At 61.1% G+C, this 19,608-nt stretch carries 17 protein-coding genes; 13 read left to right on the top strand and 4 right to left on the bottom strand.

The genetic code is table 11. The features are described 5' to 3' along the window. Window positions 1–155 precede the first annotated feature (155 nt). The 8 genes from A7317_RS05940 (at window position 156) to A7317_RS05905 (ending at window position 10,598) form a co-directional block, all read left to right on the top strand. Window positions 156–1,067 carry a LysR family transcriptional regulator gene (locus A7317_RS05940; RefSeq protein WP_024073777.1) on the top strand — a complete coding sequence of 304 codons (912 nt, stop codon included), beginning with the start codon at window positions 156–158 and terminating at the stop codon, window positions 1,065–1,067. 133 nt (window positions 1,068–1,200) lie between these two features. Then, window positions 1,201–2,658 carry a gamma-aminobutyraldehyde dehydrogenase gene (locus A7317_RS05935; RefSeq protein ID WP_069075376.1) on the top strand — a complete coding sequence of 486 codons (1,458 nt, stop codon included), beginning with the start codon at window positions 1,201–1,203 and terminating at the stop codon, window positions 2,656–2,658. Between the two features lie 73 nt (window positions 2,659–2,731). After that, window positions 2,732–3,883 (top strand): putative ABC transporter substrate-binding protein YdcS, encoded by a 1,152-nt coding sequence (gene ydcS / locus A7317_RS05930; RefSeq protein ID WP_024073775.1) that lies wholly within the window; start codon window positions 2,732–2,734, stop codon window positions 3,881–3,883. Between the two features lie 199 nt (window positions 3,884–4,082). Then, complete coding sequence (locus tag A7317_RS05925) at window positions 4,083–5,117, top strand: ABC transporter ATP-binding protein (RefSeq protein ID WP_024073774.1); 1,035 nt, start codon at window positions 4,083–4,085, stop codon at window positions 5,115–5,117. Between the two features lies 1 nt (window position 5,118). Further along, the gene (locus A7317_RS05920; protein ID WP_069075375.1) at window positions 5,119–6,048 is read left to right on the top strand and encodes an ABC transporter permease; all 930 of its coding nucleotides are present in this window, start codon (window positions 5,119–5,121) and stop codon (window positions 6,046–6,048) included. Next, window positions 6,038–6,847 (top strand): ABC transporter permease, encoded by an 810-nt coding sequence (locus A7317_RS05915; protein WP_024073772.1) that lies wholly within the window; start codon window positions 6,038–6,040, stop codon window positions 6,845–6,847. The genes A7317_RS05920 and A7317_RS05915 overlap by 11 nt, the downstream gene beginning before the upstream one ends. A 170-nt stretch (window positions 6,848–7,017) precedes the next feature. Further along, a complete protein-coding gene (locus A7317_RS05910) occupies window positions 7,018–8,442 on the top strand; it encodes a gamma-aminobutyraldehyde dehydrogenase (RefSeq protein WP_024073771.1) in 1,425 nt (474 codons plus the stop codon). A 530-nt stretch (window positions 8,443–8,972) separates the two neighbouring features. Next, complete coding sequence (locus tag A7317_RS05905) at window positions 8,973–10,598, top strand: glucan biosynthesis protein D (protein ID WP_069075374.1); 1,626 nt, start codon at window positions 8,973–8,975, stop codon at window positions 10,596–10,598. A 68-nt stretch (window positions 10,599–10,666) separates the two neighbouring features. Here the strand turns inward: A7317_RS05905 and A7317_RS05900 are convergent, their stop codons facing one another. The 3 genes from A7317_RS05900 to A7317_RS05890 all read right to left on the bottom strand — a co-directional run bounded on the left by A7317_RS05900 (window position 10,667) and on the right by A7317_RS05890 (window position 14,356). Beyond that, window positions 10,667–10,852, bottom strand: coding sequence for a hypothetical protein (locus A7317_RS05900; protein ID WP_069075373.1), 186 nt, complete (start codon window positions 10,850–10,852; stop codon window positions 10,667–10,669). Between the two features lie 271 nt (window positions 10,853–11,123). After that, complete coding sequence (locus A7317_RS05895) at window positions 11,124–12,230, bottom strand: NADH:flavin oxidoreductase/NADH oxidase (protein ID WP_024073767.1); 1,107 nt, start codon at window positions 12,228–12,230, stop codon at window positions 11,124–11,126. Between the two features lie 224 nt (window positions 12,231–12,454). Continuing rightward, window positions 12,455–14,356, bottom strand: coding sequence for a potassium transporter Kup (locus tag A7317_RS05890; RefSeq protein ID WP_024073766.1), 1,902 nt, complete (start codon window positions 14,354–14,356; stop codon window positions 12,455–12,457). 288 nt (window positions 14,357–14,644) lie between these two features. Here A7317_RS05890 and rimO point away from each other — a divergent pair, with 288 nt between their 5' ends. The 5 genes from rimO (at window position 14,645) to tsaA (ending at window position 18,582) form a co-directional block, all read left to right on the top strand. Continuing rightward, window positions 14,645–15,985: a 30S ribosomal protein S12 methylthiotransferase RimO gene (gene rimO, locus A7317_RS05885; protein ID WP_024073765.1), complete on the top strand. Its 1,341-nt coding sequence runs from the start codon at window positions 14,645–14,647 to the stop codon at window positions 15,983–15,985. 112 nt (window positions 15,986–16,097) lie between these two features. Then, window positions 16,098–16,571, top strand: a complete 474-nt coding sequence (locus A7317_RS05880; protein ID WP_069075372.1) for a GNAT family N-acetyltransferase — start codon at window positions 16,098–16,100, stop codon at window positions 16,569–16,571. A 71-nt stretch (window positions 16,572–16,642) separates the two neighbouring features. Beyond that, window positions 16,643–17,353, top strand: a complete 711-nt coding sequence (locus A7317_RS05875) for an rRNA pseudouridine synthase (protein WP_024073763.1) — start codon at window positions 16,643–16,645, stop codon at window positions 17,351–17,353. A gap of 68 nt (window positions 17,354–17,421) precedes the next feature. Further along, a complete protein-coding gene (locus tag A7317_RS05870) occupies window positions 17,422–17,883 on the top strand; it encodes a DUF1456 family protein (RefSeq protein WP_024073762.1) in 462 nt (153 codons plus the stop codon). Between the two features lie 3 nt (window positions 17,884–17,886). Beyond that, the gene (gene tsaA / locus A7317_RS05865; RefSeq protein ID WP_024073761.1) at window positions 17,887–18,582 is read left to right on the top strand and encodes a tRNA (N6-threonylcarbamoyladenosine(37)-N6)-methyltransferase TrmO; all 696 of its coding nucleotides are present in this window, start codon (window positions 17,887–17,889) and stop codon (window positions 18,580–18,582) included. 147 nt (window positions 18,583–18,729) lie between these two features. Here the strand turns inward: tsaA and fpr are convergent, their stop codons facing one another. Next, window positions 18,730–19,509, bottom strand: coding sequence for a ferredoxin-NADP reductase (fpr, locus tag A7317_RS05860; protein WP_024073760.1), 780 nt, complete (start codon window positions 19,507–19,509; stop codon window positions 18,730–18,732). Between the last annotated feature and the right edge of the window lie 99 nt (window positions 19,510–19,608).

The following is a 19,608-nucleotide window of genomic DNA, read 5'->3' as shown; positions in this document are numbered from 1 at the left end:
ACACTAGGGTTCATAGGACCAATAGGCTCCCAGCGTAAAACTAAGTGCCAAAAACCCCCGATCTAGAGTGCTTCCAGATGTAACGCGGCTATCCTTCGGTTAAATCGATATACACTCGAGAAAATCGATAAAAACACCCCACTGGTAATTCCAGCATGATGACCTTGCGTCAAATCCGCCATTTCATCGCTGTGGCCGAGACCGGCTCAATCTCCGCCGCCGCGCAGACCGCGTTCATTTCCCAATCCACACTGACCCTGGCGATCCAGCAACTGGAGCAGGAAATCGGCGTCAACCTGTTCAACCGCCACGCCAAGGGCATGACCCTGACCCACCAGGGTCATCAGTTCCTGCGCCAGGCGCACTTGATCCTGGCTACCGTCGACAACGCCAAGCGCAGCCTGCAACAGAGCACCGACCAGGTCGCCGGACAATTGATCATCGGCGTGACCAGCCTGGTGGCCGGCTACTACCTGGCCGACCTGCTCACCCGTTTCCAACGCGCCTACCCCAATGTGGAAATCCGCGTAATGGAAGACGAGCGCCCGTACATCGAGCATTTGCTGGTCAGCGGCGAGATCGATGTGGGGGTGCTGATCCTCTCCAACCTCGAAGACCGCCACGCCCTGCAGACCGAAGTGCTCACCCACTCGCCCCACCGCCTGTGGCTGCCGGCGCAACATCCACTGCTGGAGCACGACAGCATCAACCTCGCCGATGTCGCGCGCGAGCCGTTGATTCAGTTGAACGTCGATGAAATGGGCCACAACGCCCAACGCCTATGGGCCGGTGCCGGCCTGCATCCGCGCGTGACCCTGCGCACGGCATCCACCGAAGCGGTGCGCAGCCTGGTGGCGGCGGGCCTGGGTGTGTCGATCCAGCCGGATATGACGTACCGCCCCTGGTCCCTGGAAGGCGACATTATTGAAGCGCGACCCATCGCCGACCTCAGCCAGACCCTTGACGTCGGCCTGGCCTGGCGCCGCGGCACGGCGCGACCGGCGCTGGTCGATCCGTTCCTGACCGTCGCGCGTGAGCAGCCACACCCGCGCAAGCCATCTATTTAATCGAATGCGGCATTCAGTATTTAGTATTTGTTGACCTCGCGTCTGACCTCTAGTCTCTGTTCATCCCCTAAGAGAAAGGTCAGGCCCTCGTAAGAGAACGCCCATGGCCACACAAGAAAAGAGATCGCGAAAAATGTCCGGCGCGCCCACCCCGCTGCTCACTGCGTTGCTGATCGACGGCGAACTGGTCCAGGGCCAGGGTTTTGCCGAGCCGATCCTCAACCCGGCCACCGGCGAAGTCCTTACCCAGATCGCCGAAGCCAGCGCCGAGCAGGTCGAAAGCGCCATCCTCGCCGCCCACCGGGCGTTTGCCGGCTGGTCGCGGACCACGCCGCAGCAGCGGTCGAACGTCCTGCTGGGCATTGCCGAAGCCATCGAGAAACAGGCCGACTACCTGGCCCGCCTCGAATCCCTGAACTGCGGCAAGCCGTTGCACCTGGCGCGCCAGGATGACTTGAGCGCCACCGTCGATGTGTTCCGCTTCTTCGCCGGGGCCGTGCGGTGCCAGACCGGCCAGCTCAGCGGCGAATACCTGCCGGGCTACACCAGCATGGTGCGGCGTGATCCGATTGGCGTCGTTGCCTCCATCGCGCCATGGAATTACCCGCTGATGATGGCCGCGTGGAAGATCGCCCCTGCGCTCGCCGCGGGTAATACATTGGTATTCAAGCCCTCGGAACACACGCCACTGTCGATCCTCGCCCTTGCCCCGGTCCTTAAAGCGCTGCTGCCACGCGGGGTGATCAATATTCTGTGTGGCGGCGGCGAAGGGGTGGGCAGCCATCTGGTCAGCCACCCGAAGGTGCGCATGGTGTCACTGACCGGCGACATCGTCACCGGGCAGAAAATCCTCCAAGCCGCGTCCAAAACCCTGAAACGCACGCACCTGGAATTGGGCGGCAAGGCGCCGGTGATCGTGTGCAACGACGCCGACTTGCAAGCCGTGGTCGAGGGCGTGCGCGCCTATGGTTACTACAACGCTGGCCAGGATTGCACTGCGGCATGCCGCATCTACGCCCAGGCGGGCATTCACGACAAACTGGTCGCCGACCTCGGCGCCGCCGTCAGCAGCCTGCGCTTTGCGGGCAAGCGCGATGCCGACAACGAACTCGGCCCGCTGATCAGTACGCGCCAGCGCGACCGCGTCGCCAGTTTTGTCGAACGCGCCCTCGGCCAACCGCATATCGAGCGGATCACCGGCGCCGCCGTGCATTCCGGCGCAGGCTTTTATTACCAGCCGACCTTGCTCGCCGGCTGTAAGCAGCACGATGAAATCGTCCAGCGCGAAGTGTTCGGCCCCGTGGTCACGGTGACGCGCTTCGAGGAGCTGGAACAGGCGGTGGATTGGGCCAATGATTCGGAATACGGCCTGGCCTCCTCCGTGTGGACCCAGAACCTGGACAAGGCCATGCAAGTGGCGGCGCGCCTGCAATACGGCTGCACCTGGATCAACAGCCATTTCATGCTGGTCAGCGAAATGCCCCACGGCGGCTTGAAGCGCTCGGGGTATGGGAAAGATCTGTCCAGTGATTCGCTACAGGACTACAGCGTGGTGCGCCACATCATGGCGCGCCACGGCCAGCACCTTTAAAACAACAACTAAGCTCATGCGTCACCGGTTGCACAAAACTGCCCCGACCATAATTAAAGAAGAGGGAACCCCCATGTCCGCGCACAAGACCGCACTGCTCAGTGCCCTGACCACCGCGCTGCTGACGAGCGTCAGTCTCCACGCCGCCGAGCCGCTCAAGGCGGTGGGTGCTGGTGAAGGCCAGTTGGATATCGTCGCCTGGCCCGGCTATATCGAACGTGGCGAGAGCGACAAAGCCTACGATTGGGTCACAGGTTTCGAGAAAGAAACCGGCTGCAAGGTCAATGTGAAAACCGCCGCCACCTCTGACGAAATGGTCAGTTTGATGGCCAAGGGCGGTTACGACCTGGTCACCGCGTCGGGCGATGCGTCGCTGCGGTTGATCGTCGGCAAGCGTGTGCAGCCAATCAACACCGCATTGATCCCCAACTGGAAGAGCATCGACCCGCGCCTGAAAGATGCGCCGTGGTACGTGGTCGGCCAGCAAACCTACGGCACGCCGTACCAATGGGGCCCGAACGTGTTGATGTACAACACCAACGTGTTCAAGACCGCACCCACCAGTTGGAGCGTGCTCTTCGAGGCGCAGAACCTGCCGGACGGCAAGCCGAACAAAGGTCGCGTGCAGGCGTATGACGGCCCGATCTACATCGCCGATGCGGCGCTGTACCTCAAGTCGACCAAGCCGGAACTGGGCATCCAGAGCCCGTATGAGCTGACCGAAACCCAGTACAAGGCCGTGCTTGAGCTGTTACGCGCCCAGCAACCGCTGATCCACCGCTACTGGCACGACACCACCGTGCAGATGAGTGACTTCAAGAACGAAGGCGTGGTGGCCTCCAGCGCGTGGCCTTATCAGGTCAACGGCCTGGTCAACGAGAAGCAGCCGATCGCCTCGACTATTCCCAAGGAGGGCGCCACCGGCTGGGCCGACACCACCATGTTGCACAGCGAGGCCAAGCACCCGAACTGCGCCTACAAGTGGATGGACTGGTCGCTGCAGCCGAAGGTCCAGGGCGATGTCGCGGCCTGGTTCGGCTCGCTGCCAGCGGTACCGGCGGCCTGCACCGGCAGCGAACTGCTGGGTGCCGAGGGTTGCAAGACCAACGGCTTCGATCAGTTCGACAAGATCGCCTTCTGGAAAACCCCGCAGGCTGAAGGCGGCAAGTTCGTGCCGTACAGCCGCTGGACCCAGGACTACATCGCGATCATGGGCGGCCGCTGAGGCTTCCCAGACAACATAGGTCTCCTGTGGGAGGGGGCTTGCCCCCGATTGCGATGTGTCAGCCAACCTATCTGTCACTGAACCACCGCTATCGGGGGCAAGCCCCCTCCCACATTGACCGCATTCATAGATGTTTTGATTTTTCAGAAGTCCAGGCCGGGCCGCTGCGACGACCCGCGCCTTTTGGGAGCACCGCACCATGACGCTTGCAGTCCAATTCACCCACGTCTCCCGTCAGTTCGGCGAAGTGAAAGCCGTTGACCGGGTTTCCATCGATATCCAGGACGGCGAGTTCTTTTCCATGCTCGGCCCTTCCGGCTCCGGCAAGACCACTTGCCTGCGCCTGATTGCCGGGTTCGAGCAGCCGAGCGCAGGCTCGATCCGTATTCACGGCGAGGAAGCCGCGGGCTTGCCGCCGTATCAGCGCGACGTCAATACCGTGTTCCAGGATTACGCGCTGTTCCCCCATATGAACGTGCTCGACAACGTGGCCTATGGCCTGAAAGTCAAAGGCGTGGGCAAGCCCGAACGCCTCGAGCGCGCCGAAGAAGCCCTGGCCATGGTCGCCCTCGGTGGCTATGGCGAGCGCAAGCCGGTGCAACTCTCCGGCGGGCAGCGCCAGCGCGTGGCCCTTGCCCGCGCCCTGGTCAATCGCCCGCGCGTATTGCTGCTGGACGAACCCCTGGGTGCGCTCGACCTCAAGCTGCGCGAGCAGATGCAAAGCGAGCTGAAAAAGCTGCAACGCCAACTGGGCATCACCTTTATCTTCGTCACCCACGACCAGACCGAAGCCCTGTCGATGTCTGACCGCGTGGCCGTGTTCAATAAGGGTCGCATCGAGCAGGTGGATACGCCGCGCAATCTCTATATGAAGCCGGCCACCGTGTTCGTCGCCGAGTTCGTCGGCACCTCCAACGTGATTCGCGGTGAACTGGCCCAGCGCCTCAGCGGCAGTGCGCAGCCGTTCTCGATCCGCCCGGAACACGTGCGGTTCGCCGAAGGCCCGTTGGGGGCTGGCGACGTGGAGATCAGCGGCCTGTTGCATGACATTCAGTACCAGGGCAGCGCCACCCGCTATGAATTGAAACTGGAAAACGGCCAGGCGCTGAACATCAGCCAGGCCAACAACCAGTGGCTGGACATCAGCAGCGGCCATCAGGTCGGCCAGCCCATCACCGCCCGTTGGGCGCGGGGAGCCATGACTCCGCTGACCGATATCGCAGGCGAGGTCTGACATGAGCCTGGCCCTTTCCCAACCACCGATGCGCAGGTTTTCCAACCTGCTGTACCGCAAGCCCAACCTCTACCTGGCGATGCTGCTGGTGCCGCCGCTGATCTGGTTCGGCGCGATCTACCTGGGTTCGTTGCTGACCCTGCTGTGGCAAGGCTTCTATACCTTTGACGACTTCACCATGGCGGTCACCCCGGACCTGACCCTGGCCAACTTCGCCGCGCTGTTCCAGCCGTCGAACTTCGACATCATCCTGCGCACCCTGAGCATGGCGATCGTGGTGTCGATCGCCAGCGCGATAGTGGCCTTCCCGATTGCCTACTACATGGCGCGCTACACCACGGGCAAGACCAAGGCGTTCTTCTACATCGCGGTGATGATGCCGATGTGGGCCAGCTATATCGTCAAGGCCTATGCCTGGACCTTGCTGCTGGCCAAGGGCGGTGTGGCGCAGTGGTTCGTGCAGCACCTGGGCCTGGAGCCGGTGTTGCAGTTCGTGCTGGGCATTCCCGGCGTGGGCGGCAGCACCTTGAGCACCTCACACCTGGGGCGGTTCATGGTGTTTGTCTATATCTGGTTGCCGTTCATGATCCTGCCGATCCAGGCCTCGCTGGAGCGTTTGCCACCGTCGCTGCTGCAAGCCTCGGCCGATCTGGGCGCCAAGCCGCGCCAGACGTTCATGCAGGTGATCTTGCCGCTGTCGGTGCCGGGGATTGCCGCCGGTTCGATCTTCACGTTTTCGCTGACCCTGGGCGATTTCATCGTGCCGCAACTGGTCGGCCCACCGGGTTACTTCGTCGGTGGCATGGTGTATGCCCAGCAAGGCGCCATCGGCAATATGCCCATGGCCGCGGCGTTCACCCTGGTGCCGATCGTACTGATCGCGGTGTACCTGTCCATCGTCAAACGCCTGGGGGCCTTCGATGCACTCTGAGAAATCATCACTCGGCTTGAAGATTGCAGCCTGGGGCGGCCTGGTGTTCCTGCACTTTCCGATCCTGATCATCTTCCTTTACGCCTTCAACACCGAAGAAGCCGCGTTCAGCTTCCCGCCCCAGGGCTTTACCCTGAAGTGGTTCAGCGTGGCCTTCGCCCGGCCCGACGTGCTGGAAGCGATCAAGCTGTCGCTGCAAATTGCAGGCATCGCCACCCTGATCGCCATGGTGCTCGGCACGCTCGCGTCGGCCGCCCTGTATCGCCGTGAGTTCTTTGGCAAGCAAGGCGTGTCGTTGATGCTGATCCTGCCGATTGCACTGCCGGGGATCATCACCGGTATCGCCCTGCTGGCAACGTTCAAGACCCTGGGCATCGAGCCTGGGATGTTCACCATCATCGTCGGCCATGCGACCTTCTGCGTGGTGATCGTCTACAACAACGTCATCGCTCGCCTGCGCCGCACCTCCCACAGCCTGATCGAAGCGTCGATGGACCTGGGCGCCGACGGCTGGCAGACCTTCCGCTACATCATCATGCCCAACCTCGGCTCGGCGCTGCTGGCCGGCGGCATGCTGGCGTTTGCGCTGTCGTTCGACGAAATCATCGTCACCACCTTCACCGCCGGGCACGAGCGCACCTTGCCGCTGTGGCTGCTCAACCAGCTCAGTCGCCCACGGGATGTACCGGTGACCAACGTGGTGGCGATGCTGGTGATGATCGTGACGATGTTCCCGATTCTGGGGGCCTATTACCTGACGCGCGGCGGTGAAAGCGTGGCCGGTAGTGGCGGTAAATAACTTTTTTATTGAAGGCACCGCGCTCAAATGTGGGAGGGGGCTTGCTCCCGATGGCGGTACATCAGCCCCCCATGTGTTGACTGACACACTGTTATCGGGGGCAAGCCCCCTCCCACATGTGAACCCGGTTCTTTCAGTGACATAACAATAGTGTTGAGGAGGACTGAACCATGCAAACCAAACTCTTGATCAACGGCCACTTGGTCGAAGGCGAAGGCCCGATCCAAGCCATCTTCAACCCGGCACTCGGCCGCGTGCTGGTGGAAATCAAGGAAGCCAGCGAAGCCCAGGTCGACGCCGCCGTGCGCGCCGCCGATGCGGCCTTTGAAAGCTGGTCGCAGACCGCGCCCAAGGATCGTTCGCTGTTGCTGCTCAAACTGGCGGACGTGATCGAAGCCCATGGCGAAGAGCTGGCCAAGCTGGAATCGGACAACTGCGGCAAGCCTTACAGCGCGGCGCTGAACGACGAGATCCCGGCGATTGCCGACGTGTTTCGTTTCTTCGCCGGCGCCAGCCGCTGCATGAGCGGTTCGGCCGGCGGCGAATACCTGCCCGGCCACACCTCGATGATCCGCCGCGACCCGGTGGGCGTGATCGCCTCCATCGCGCCGTGGAACTACCCGCTGATGATGGTCGCCTGGAAGATCGCCCCGGCCCTCGCTGCGGGTAATACCGTAGTGCTCAAGCCATCGGAACAAACTCCGCTGACCGCGCTGCGCCTGGTCGAGCTCGCCTCGGAGATATTCCCGGCCGGCGTACTCAACCTGGTTTTCGGTCGAGGGCCTACCGTGGGCAACCCCCTGGTGACTCACCCGAAAGTGCGCATGGTGTCGTTGACCGGCTCCATCGCCACCGGCGCGAATATCATCGCCAGCACTGCTGACAACGTGAAGCGCATGCACATGGAACTGGGGGGCAAGGCCCCGGTGATCATCTTCAATGACGCCGATATCGATGCCGCCGTCGAGGGCATTCGCACCTTCGGTTTCTATAACGCTGGCCAGGATTGCACGGCCGCCTGCCGCATTTATGCGCAGGCCGATATCTACGACGCCTTTGTCGAAAAGCTCGGCGCCGCCGTCGCCAGCATCAAGTATGGCTTGCAGGATGACCCCAGCACCGAGCTGGGCCCGCTGATCACCGCACAGCACCGCGACCGTGTCGCCGGGTTTGTCGAACGCGCCATGGCGCAGCCGCATATTCGCCTGGTCACCGGCGGCAAGGCGGTCGAAGGCAACGGTTTCTTCTTTGAGCCGACGGTGTTGGCTGATGCGCAGCAGGATGACGAGATCGTGCGCCGCGAAGTGTTCGGGCCGGTGGTGTCGGTGACCAAGTTCACCGATGAGGCGCAGGTGCTGGGCTGGGCCAATGATTCGGACTACGGTCTGGCGTCATCCGTATGGACGGCCGATGTGGGGCGCGCCCATCGCCTGGCCGCTCGTTTGCAATACGGCTGCACCTGGGTGAACACCCACTTCATGCTCGTCAGCGAAATGCCCCACGGCGGCCAGAAGCTGTCGGGGTATGGCAAAGACATGTCCATGTATGGGTTGGAGGACTACACCACGGTTCGCCATGTGATGTTCAAGCACTGATCCACGCCCAAACGCTTTAACGCTTTAACGCTTTAACGCTTTAACGCTTTAATTGTAGGAGCGAGCTTGCTCGCGAAGAACGCAAGAGCACCGCGGTCAATCAGAATGTCCGCGTTATCGCTGACGTTCTTCGCGAGCAAGCTCGCTCCTACAGTTGAAACACCTACAGCGATAAAACCCAGGTTTCCCCTATGGACATCACCCACCGCGACGTCCTCAACGACGTCGCCATCTCCCTCCCCCGGTTAGAGATGTAAACGATGTCCCCGGTTTATACCGGTTGCTCCCTCCCACCTTTGGATCTTCATAATGGTTGGGTAATGTGTTCACTCACAGCCCGGAAATGTCTTGTTTCATATGCGGCGCCATCACCCCGATATCAATCATTTTTCCTACGTCATAGAACCGCTTAAGCTATCCGGCGTCTGTTTAATGTCCGTTGCGTTTGGTCGAAGGCATGTCCGAACCGTTATTTTTGATCCGTTACGTGCCAGGAACGGCGCTGGATTTGCTCACGACAGGTTGTGTCTATGCACCGCAGGAATTTGCTTAAAGCATCCATGGCCATTGCGGCTTACACCGGATTGTCAGCCAGTGGCCTGCTGGCCGCGCAGGCCTGGGCCGGGAACCGTGCCGCCGACGGCAAGGCCGTGGCGTTCGATTTCGAAACGCTGAAGGCCCAGGCCAAACAGCTCGCCGGGACCGCATATAAAGACACCAAACAGGTGCTGCCGCCGACACTGGCGACCATGACCCCGCAGAATTTCAATGCCATCGGCTACGACGGCAAGCATTCGCTGTGGAAGGAGTTGAACGGCCAATTGGACGTGCAGTTCTTCCACGTTGGCATGGGCTTCAAGACGCCGGTGCGCATGCACAGTGTCGACCCGAAGACCCGGGAAGCCCGCGAAGTGCATTTCCGCCCTTCGCTGTTCAACTATGAAAAAACCACGGTCGACACTCAGCAACTGACCGGCGACCTGGGCTTCTCTGGCTTCAAGCTGTTCAAGGCACCGGAACTGGATCGCCACGACGTGCTGTCGTTTCTCGGCGCCAGCTACTTCCGCGCGGTGGATTCCACCGGCCAGTACGGCCTTTCCGCACGAGGCCTGGCGATTGATACCTACGCGAAAAAGCACGAGGAGTTCCCCGACTTTACGCAGTTCTGGTTCGAAACCCCGGACAAGGACGCCACGCGTTTCGTGGTCTACGCCCTGCTCGACTCGCCGAGTGCCACCGGCGCCTATCGCTTTGATATCGACTGCCAGGCCAACCAGGTGGTGATGGCCATCGACGCCAATATCAATGCGCGCACCGCCATCGAACAACTGGGTATCGCGCCGATGACCAGTATGTTCAGTTGCGGCACCCACGAACGGCGCATGTGCGACACCATCCACCCGCAAATCCACGACTCGGACCGCCTGGCGATGTGGCGTGGCAATGGCGAGTGGATTTGCCGCCCATTGAACAACCCGGCCAAGCTGCAATTCAACGCCTTCGCCGACACCGACCCGAAAGGTTTCGGCCTGGTGCAGACCGACCATGAGTTCGCCAGCTACCAGGACACCGTGGACTGGTACAGCAAGCGCCCAAGCCTGTGGGTCGAACCCACCACCGCCTGGGGCGAAGGCTCGATCGACCTGCTGGAAATCCCGACCACCGGCGAAACCCTCGACAATATCGTGGCCTTCTGGACGCCGAAAAAACCCGTGGCGGCCGGCGATTCGCTCAATTATGGCTACAAACTCTACTGGAGCGCCCTGCCGCCGGTGAGCACGCCGCTGGCGCAAGTCGATGCGACTCGTTCCGGCATGGGCGGTTTCACCGAAGGGTGGGCACCGGGCGAGCATTACCCGCCAGTTTGGGCACGCCGTTTCGCCGTGGACTTCAAGGGCGGCGGCCTGGATCGCCTGCCACCCGGCACCGGTATCGAGCCCGTGGTCACCTGTTCCCATGGAGAAGTGAAAGACTTCAGCGTGCTGGTGCTCGACAACATCAAGGGCTACCGCATTCTGTTCGACTGGTACCCGACCAGCGACAGCGTGGAGCCGGTGGAACTGCGCTTGTTTATCCGCACCCAGGACCGCACCTTGAGCGAAACCTGGCTGTACCAGTACTTCCCGCCGGCACCGGACCAGCGTAAGTACACATGATGCGTTGACTTGAACATGGGCGTGGGCTTGCTCACCGCAGCAAGCCCGCACCCATGTTCAGCGGCGAATCAGAACCGCGACACGCTCTTCATCGCGCCAATCAGATACCGCATCGCCACCTGATCGCTTTCGGTCAGGGCGCGATACTGCGCCAGTAATTCAGCTTCATCGGAACTCAACCTTTGGGCGCGCAAGTACACCCTGCGGGTCAGAAAAGACACCACCACACCGGCTACACCATAGGACTTGGCCATGGACTGTTTCTCCTGATATCGATCAAAACTCCGTGTGCCCATTACCCGCCTCCCGTGAAGCGCAATGCTTCGGCAGACAAACCGGCTGACTCCCTGGGCCAGGAATCAGACTTACCCTAAGCGTAGAAACAATCTCGTGACGTGTGGGATTTTTTTAGAGTATTCACTTAAATAATTGGGTCAGGAATAAATACCTACAGCCCTATCCCACAGTTGCGGGCAAAAAAAAACCCACCGGGCCAGGGTGGGTTTTGTGAGCGCGGATGGAGGTTCAATCCCTGAGATCAGACTCATGAATCGGCTGGTCGCGATGAGTCGCCCGTTGGTACTGGGCCGGCCAGATTGCCTTGCGCCCACCGAGATCATCGTCGGCATGCAGCGGCCAGTACGGGTCACGCAGCAGTTCACGGGCGAGGAAGATGATATCGGCCTGGCAGGTGCGCAGGATGTGCTCGGCCTGGGCCGGTTCGGTGATCATGCCGACGGTGCCGGTGGCGATGCCCGACTCTTTGCGCACACGCTCGGCGAAGCGTGTCTGGTAGCCCGGCCCCGTGGGGATCTCGGCATTGGCGGCGGTGCCACCGGAGGACACGTCGATCAGGTCCACGCCCAGGTCTTTGAGGCGACGCGCCAGTTCCACGGTTTCATCCGGGTTCCAGCCGTCTTCCACCCAGTCGGTGGCCGAAACCCGCACAAACAACGGCAGCTCCTGGGGCCAGGCTTCGCGCACCGCTTCGGTCACTTGCAGCACCAGGCGGATACGGTTTTCAAAGGACCCGCCGTATTGGTCCTGACGCTGGTTGCTGATGGGCGACAGGAATTGATGTAACAGGTAACCATGCGCTGCGTGGATTTCCACCACCTCGAAACCCGCGGTCAACGCACGTTTGGCGGCGGCGACAAAGTCGCTGATCACTTGCTGGATCTGAGCGTCATCCAGTTGCCGGGGTTGCGTGTGGTTCGGGTCAAAGGCAATCGGCGACGGCCCCACCGGCACCCAGCCGCCGTCTTCCGGCTTGACGCTGCCATGCTTGCCGATCCACGGCCTATGGGTGCTGGCCTTGCGCCCGGCGTGGGCCAGTTGAATGCCGGCCACCGCGCCCTGGGCGGCGATAAAGCGGGTGATGCGTTGCAAGGGTGCGATCTGTTCATCGTTCCACAAGCCCAGGTCTTGGGCGGTGATACGGCCATCGGCGGTGACCGCGGTGGCTTCGGTAAAAATCAGCCCGGCGCCGCCGACGGCACGACTGCCAAGGTGGACGAGGTGCCAGTCATTAGCCAGGCCATCGACACAGGAGTATTGGCACATCGGCGACACGGCAATGCGATTGAGCAGGGTCAATTGGCGCAGGGTATAGGGTTCGAGCAGCTGACTCATGGCGCACCTCTTCTTGGCTTTTGGGCACTTCTGTAGGAGCGAGCTGGCTCGCGAAAGCCTCATAGACACCGCGTTTATCGAGGATCGAGGCGTTACCGTTAACGTTTTTCGCGGGCAAGCCCGCTCCTACACAACAGTGCTTAGAGCCTAGTCGACAACGCTGGATTGCACAGGGTTCAGAAACGAAAACGGGAGCCGATTGCCGGCTCCCGTGGTGAGGCCTCTTACATTTCGACCTGGGTGCCCAGCTCGATCACCCGGTTGACCGGGAGCTTGAAGAAACGCAGGTTGCCGTTGGCGTTCTTCAACATGAACGCGAACAAGCCCTCGCGCCAGCGCGCCATGCCTTTGATCCGCGAGGCGATGACCGTTTCGCGGCTGAGGAAGTACGTGGTGCGCATCGGGCTGAAATCCAGCTCGTCCAGATGGCACAGTTTCAACGCTTCGGGCACGTCCGGCTCATCGGTAAAGCCGAAGTGCAGGATCACGCGGAAGAAACCTTCGCCATAGGCATCCACCTCGAAGCGCCGTGCGGCCGGCACTCGCGGAATATCCTCATAGACCACCGTCAGCAACACCACCTGCTCGTGCAGCACCTGGTTATGCAGCAGGTTGTGCAACAGCGCGTGGGGCACGGCGTCGGGCCGTGCGGTGAGGAACACCGCGGTGCCCTGCACACGATGGGGCGGTTGCACACGGATGCTGCCGATAAAGATCGGCAGTGGCAGGCCGCCTTCGTCGAGGCGATCCATCAGCAGTTCCTTGCCGCGTTTCCACGTGGTCATCAGGATAAACAACACGATCCCCGCCAACACCGGGAACGCACCGCCCTGGACGATTTTCGGCACGTTGGCGGCGAAGAACAGACCGTCCACCAGCAGGAAACCGATCAATACCGGAATCGCCAGCAGCGGTGGCCACTTCCACAGCAACAGCATCACCGCCGACACCAGGATACTGGTGATCAGCATGGTGCCAGTCACCGCGACACCGTAGGCGGAAGCCAGGGCATTGGAGGACTCGAAGCCCAGTACCAGCAGGATCACGCCCACCATCAACGACCAGTTCACAGCACCAATGTAGATCTGGCCTTGCTCGGCGCTGGAGGTGTGCTGGATGTGCATACGAGGGATGTAGCCCAACTGGATCGCCTGGCGAGTCAGGGAGAACGCACCGGAAATCACGGCCTGGGACGCAATCACCGTCGCCAGGGTCGACAGCACCACCAGCGGAATCAACGCCCAGCTCGGCGCCAGCAGGTAGAACGGGTTGCGCGCCGCTTCGGGGTTTTCCAGCAACAACGCGCCCTGGCCGAAATAGTTGAGCACCAGCGCCGGCAGCACGAGGGCGAACCAGGCACGGGCGATGGGCTTGCGCCCGAAGTGGCCCATGTCAGCGTACAGCGCCTCGGCACCGGTCAAGGCCAGCACCACAGCGCCGAGAATCGCCACGCCCATGCCGGGGTGGACGACAAAGAAGCGCACACCCCAGACCGGGTTCAGCGCGTTGAGCACTTCCGGATGCTGGCTGATGCCATGCACCCCCAGGCCGGCCAGCACCAGGAACCACAACACCATGACCGGGCCGAACAGCTTGCCGATACGGTCGGTGCCGTGTTTCTGGATCAGGAACAGGCCCACCAGCACCACCAGCGACAACGGCACGACCCAGCGCTCAAGCCCATCAAAGGCCAGTTCAAGGCCCTCTACCGCCGAGAGTACCGAGATTGCCGGGGTGATCATGCTATCGCCGTAGAACAGCGCGGCACCGATCAGGCCGAGAATCACCAGCACCGACCGCAACTTGGGATACGGCGACGCCGCCCGCCGCGCCAGCGCCGTCAGGGCCATGATGCCGCCCTCGCCCTGGTTGTCGGCGCGCAGGATAAACAGCACGTACTTGATCGACACCACCCAGACCAGCGACCAGAAAATCAACGCCAGAATGCCGAAGACCCCGTCATGATTGACTGAAACCCCATACCCCCCGGCAAACACCTCTTTAAGGGTATAGAGCGGGCTGGTACCAATATCGCCGTACACCACCCCGACCGCCGCCACCAGCATGCCTATCGGCTTGGCGTTTGAATGCTCGGCACCCGCTGCCTGACTACTTGCCTGACCCATCAACCACTCCTGCCCTTTGACCTGAGGTCTTTTATAAACAACGCGCCTAAGCTGACCCTAGCATGCGCTGTTTTACTTCTCGTAACAGACGTTTTATTGACCCAGGGCTTTCCCCGCGAGCAACGGCGCGAAGCATAGCGCAGCACTCGTCGCATTTCCCTGCATAAAGCTGGTCAAGTGCGTTGCCCGTCGCTAGAATTGCGCACTTTTTGATCAGAGGCGCAGCAAGCGCCCGTCCGCAGCCCTGTCATGCCCGACTGGCGGCGTCATTCAATACCGAGGTTAGACATGTCCACCACCATCGCAAAGGCCAACCCCAAGGTTGGCTTTGTTTCCCTGGGTTGCCCGAAGGCCCTGGTTGACTCCGAACGCATCCTGACCCAACTGCGCATGGAAGGTTATGACGTGGTGTCCACTTACCAGGACGCGGACGTGGTGGTGGTCAATACCTGCGGCTTCATCGACTCGGCCAAGGCAGAGTCGCTGGAAGTGATCGGCGAAGCCATCAAGGAAAACGGCAAGGTCATCGTGACCGGCTGCATGGGTGTGGAAGAAGGCAATATCCGCAATGTGCACCCGAGCGTGTTGGCGGTGACCGGCCCGCAGCAGTACGAACAGGTGGTCAACGCCGTGCACGACGTCGTGCCACCGCGCCAGGACCACAACCCGCTGATCGACCTGGTGCCGCCGCAAGGCATCAAGCTGACCCCGCGTCACTACGCGTACCTGAAGATTTCCGAAGGCTGCAACCACAGCTGCAGCTTCTGCATCATCCCGTCGATGCGCGGCAAGCTGGTCAGCCGTCCCGTGGGTGATGTATTGGACGAAGCCCAGCGCCTGGTCAAATCCGGCGTAAAAGAGCTGCTGGTGATCTCCCAGGACACCAGCGCCTATGGCGTCGACGTGAAGTACCGCACCGGCTTCTGGAACGGCGCGCCGGTGAAAACCCGCATGACCGAACTGTGCGAAGCCTTGAGCAGCCTGGGTGTGTGGGTGCGCCTGCACTACGTTTACCCGTACCCGCACGTGGACGAGTTGATCCCGCTGATGGCCGCCGGCAAGATCCTGCCGTACCTGGACATCCCGTTCCAGCACGCCAGCCCGAAAGTGCTCAAGGCCATGAAACGCCCGGCCTTCGAGGACAAGACCCTGGCGCGCATCAAGAACTGGCGCGAAATCTGCCCGGACCTGATCATCCGTTCGACCTTTATCGTGGGCTTCCCTGGCGAAACCGAAGAAGACTTCCAATACCTGCTCGACTGGCTGACCGAAGCCCAGCTGGACCGCGTCGGCTGCTTCCAGTACTCGCCGGTGGAAGGTGCCCCGGCCAACCTGCTGGACCTGGCCGTGGTGCCGGATGACGTCAAGCAGGACCGTTGGGAGCGCTTCATGGCGCATCAGCAAGCGATCAGCTCGGCGCGCCTGCAACTGCGCATCGGCAAGGAAATCGAAGTGCTGATCGACGAAGTCGATGAACAAGGCGCGGTTGGCCGTTGCTTCTTCGATGCACCGGAAATCGACGGCAACGTGTTTATCGACGATGCCACGGGCTTGAAGCCAGGTGACAAGGTCTGGTGCACCGTGACCGACGCCGACGAATACGACCTGTGGGCTGAAAAACGCGACTGATCGCTTCCGCCTGTAAATAAAGTGCAAAAGCCCTGCCTCTGGACAAGATGCGGGGCTTTTTTAGGTCTATCGTTTTGCCCATCGACGCCAATTTCGGCAAGGGGCAGCGGGCATGCGTCAGCATTCGGTTATCCATACACCCAGAACCAGCGACTACGCGCAGTTGGCAAGGATCTGGGAGGCCTCGGTGCGGGCCACCCATGATTTCCTGCCGGACAGTTATATCGAGCTGCTGAAAAACCTGGTGCTGACCCGCTACCTGGACTCGGTGATGCTGATCTGCACCAAGGACTCGCGCCAGCGCATTACCGGGTTTGCCGGGGTGGCCGCAGGCAAGGTCGAGATGTTGTTTATCGACCCGCAATACCGTGGCCAGGGGCTGGGCCGGCAATTGCTGCGGTACGCGATCGAATGCATGAATGCCGATGAGCTGGACGTCAACGAACAGAACCCCCAGGCCCTGGGCTTTTACTTCAAACAAGGCTTCGAGGTGATCGGACGCACAGAGCATGATGGCCTGGGGCAGCCTTATCCGTTGCTGCATTTGCGTTTGCGCCAGGCGCCGCAGCAGGCGCGCCAGGGTTAAATGAAATGGAGCCGGGATTAACCGGCTCCAGGCAGGTACAATAGCCGCCCCCTTTTGCTAAGGCCCTTGTCATGACTGACCCCATACGCCTCTCCAAACGCCTTATCGAACTGGTCGGTTGCTCCCGTCGGGAGGCTGAGCTGTTTATCGAAGGCGGCTGGGTCTCGGTGGACGGTGAAGTGATCGACGAGCCGCAGTTCAAGGTCACGACTCAAAAGGTCGAATTGGACCCCGACGCCAAGGCCACCGCGCCGGAGCCGGTGACTATCCTGCTGCACGCGCCGGTTGGCGTGGATGCCGAGACGGCCATGGCCTCGATCAGCGCCGAAACGCTGTCCGAAGAGCACCGCTTCAGCAAGCGCCCGCTCAAGGGGCATTTCCTGCGCCTGACCGCCAGCGCCGACTTGCAAGCCAAGGCCAGCGGCCTGCTGGTGTTCACCCAGGACTGGAAGATACTGCGCAAGTTGACCGCCGATGCCGCCAAGATCGAGCAGGAATACGTGGTCGAGGTCGAGGGCGACATGGTTGCCCATGGCCTGAACCGCCTCAACCATGGCCTGACCTACAAAGGCAAAGAGCTGCCGGCGGTGAAAGCCAGCTGGCAGAACGAAAACCGCCTGCGCTTTGCGATGAAAAACCCGCAACCGGGCGTGATCGCCCTGTTCTGCGAAGCGGTTGGCTTGAAGGTCATCGCCATCCGCCGTATCCGCATCGGCGGCGTGTCCATCGGCAAGGTGCCGGTAGGTCAATGGCGTTATCTGTCCGGCAAAGAGAAGTTCTAAGCCATTCCCCCTTTCCAGGCGCCGCCCCACCCGGCGGCGCCCACTGTTGAAAACCAGGATTGCCCACCATGATTCACAATGACGTACTGCGCAGCGTGCGCTACATGCTCGACATCAGCGACAACAAGATGGTCGAGATCATCAAGCTCGGCGGCATGGACGTGACCAAGGAAGACCTGCTGACTTACCTCAAGAAAGACGAGGAAGAGGGCTTCGTGTTCTGCCCGGATGAGGTCATGGCGCATTTCCTCGATGGCCTGGTGATTTTCAAGCGTGGCAAGGACGAAAGCCGTCCGCCACAGCCGATCGAAACCCCGGTGACCAACAACATCATCCTCAAGAAACTGCGCGTGGCCTTCGAACTGAAGGAAGACGACATGCATGCCATCCTCAAGGCCGCCGAGTTCCCGGTGTCCAAGCCGGAGCTGAGCGCGCTGTTCCGCAAGGCCGGCCACACCAACTACCGTCCGTGCGGCGACCAGTTGCTGCGTAACTTCCTCAAGGGCCTGACGCTGCGGGTTCGCGCGTAAACCATGAGTTACCACGTCTCGCCCGTCGGCTTCGTGCGCTCCTGTTTCAAGGAGAAGTTCGCCATTCCGCGCCAGCCGCAACTGGCGCCTGCCGCACGGGGCGTGCTGGAACTGGTCGCGCCGTTCGACCAGGGCGAGGCGGTGCAGGGCCTGGAGCAGGTCAGCCATGTTTGGCTGTTGTTTCTGTTCCACCAGGCCCTGGAAGACAAGCCACGCTTGAAAGTGCGCCCGCCGCGCCTGGGCGGCAACACGTCCATGGGCGTATTTGCCACCCGCGCCACCCATCGGCCCAATGGGATTGGCCAGTCGGTGGTGAAGCTGGACAAGGTCGAGCCGGGGCGACTATGGATTTCCGGGATTGATTTGCTCGATGGCACACCGGTGCTGGATATCAAGCCGTATGTGCCCTACGCCGACATCATCGACACGGCCACCAACAGCATCGCCAGTGGTGCGCCGCAACTGATTCCGGTGCAATGGCTGAAGACGGCGCTGCAACAGGCACAAGGCCACGCCCAGCGCCTTGGGGAGCCGTTGGTGGAGTTGATCGATCAGTGCCTGGCGCAGGATCCACGGCCGGCGTACCAGACACCTGGGCCTGAGCGCGAATATGGAGCGCAGTTCTGGGATGTGGATGTGCGCTGGCACTATCCCGAGGCTGGGATGATTTGTGTGCTGGAAGTGGTGCCGGCTGGATAAACCGGAAACCCAATGTGGGAGGGGGCTTGCCCCCGATGGCAGTGGGTCTGTCGACATGTAAGTTGACTGAATCACCGTCATCGGGGGCAAGCCCCCTCCCACATTCAGATCTTCTGTGTTGCCCAGTCAGCACATGGCCTGACTGCTTTACTTCTCGACGAACGCGCGCTCGATCAGGTAATCACCCGGCTCACGCATGCGCGGCGAAACTTTCAGGCCGAAGCTGTTCAGCACTTCGCTGGTCTCGTCCAACATGCTTGGGCTGCCGCACAGCATGGCGCGGTCGTCCTCGGGGTTGATCGGTGGCAGGCCGATGTCACGGAACAGCTTGCCACTGCGCATCAGGTCGGTCAGGCGGCCTTCGTTCTCGAACGGCTCACGGGTCACGGTCGGGTAGTAGATCAACTTTTCACGCAGGGCTTCGCCGAAGAATTCGTTCTGCGGCAGGTGCTCGGTGATGAATTCGCGGTAGGCAACTTCGTTGACGTAACGCACGCCGTGGCACAGGATCACTTTTTCGAAACGCTCGTAGGTTTCCGGATCCTGGATCACGCTCATAAACGGCGCCAGGCCAGTACCGGTGCTGAGCAGGTACAGGTGTTTGCCCGGCTTCAGATCGTCAAGCACCAGGGTGCCTGTCGGTTTCTTGCTGATGATGATCTCGTCGCCTTCCTTCAAATGCTGCAATTGGGAAGTCAGCGGGCCATCCGGCACCTTGATGCTGAAGAATTCCAGATGCTCTTCCCAGTTCGGGCTGGCAATGGAATATGCGCGCATGAGCGGGCGGCCGTTGGGCTGTTGCAGGCCGATCATCACGAACTGACCGTTCTCGAAGCGCAGGCCCGGATCGCGGGTGCACTTGAAGCTGAACAGAGTGTCGTTCCAGTGATGAACACTGAGGACACGCTCGTGGTTCATGTTGCTCATGTACGGGGGACTCCTGGAAATGGGTCTGCGCCAAATGATAGGTGCGCAATTGCACAGCATTCTAATGGCGGCGACAATATCTGTTAACTGGATTATTAA

The sequence above is a fragment of the Pseudomonas fluorescens genome (genome assembly GCF_001708445.1).
GTDB lineage: Bacteria > Pseudomonadota > Gammaproteobacteria > Pseudomonadales > Pseudomonadaceae > Aquipseudomonas > Aquipseudomonas gorinensis.
This window is presented reverse-complemented; position numbering and strand designations above follow the sequence as displayed.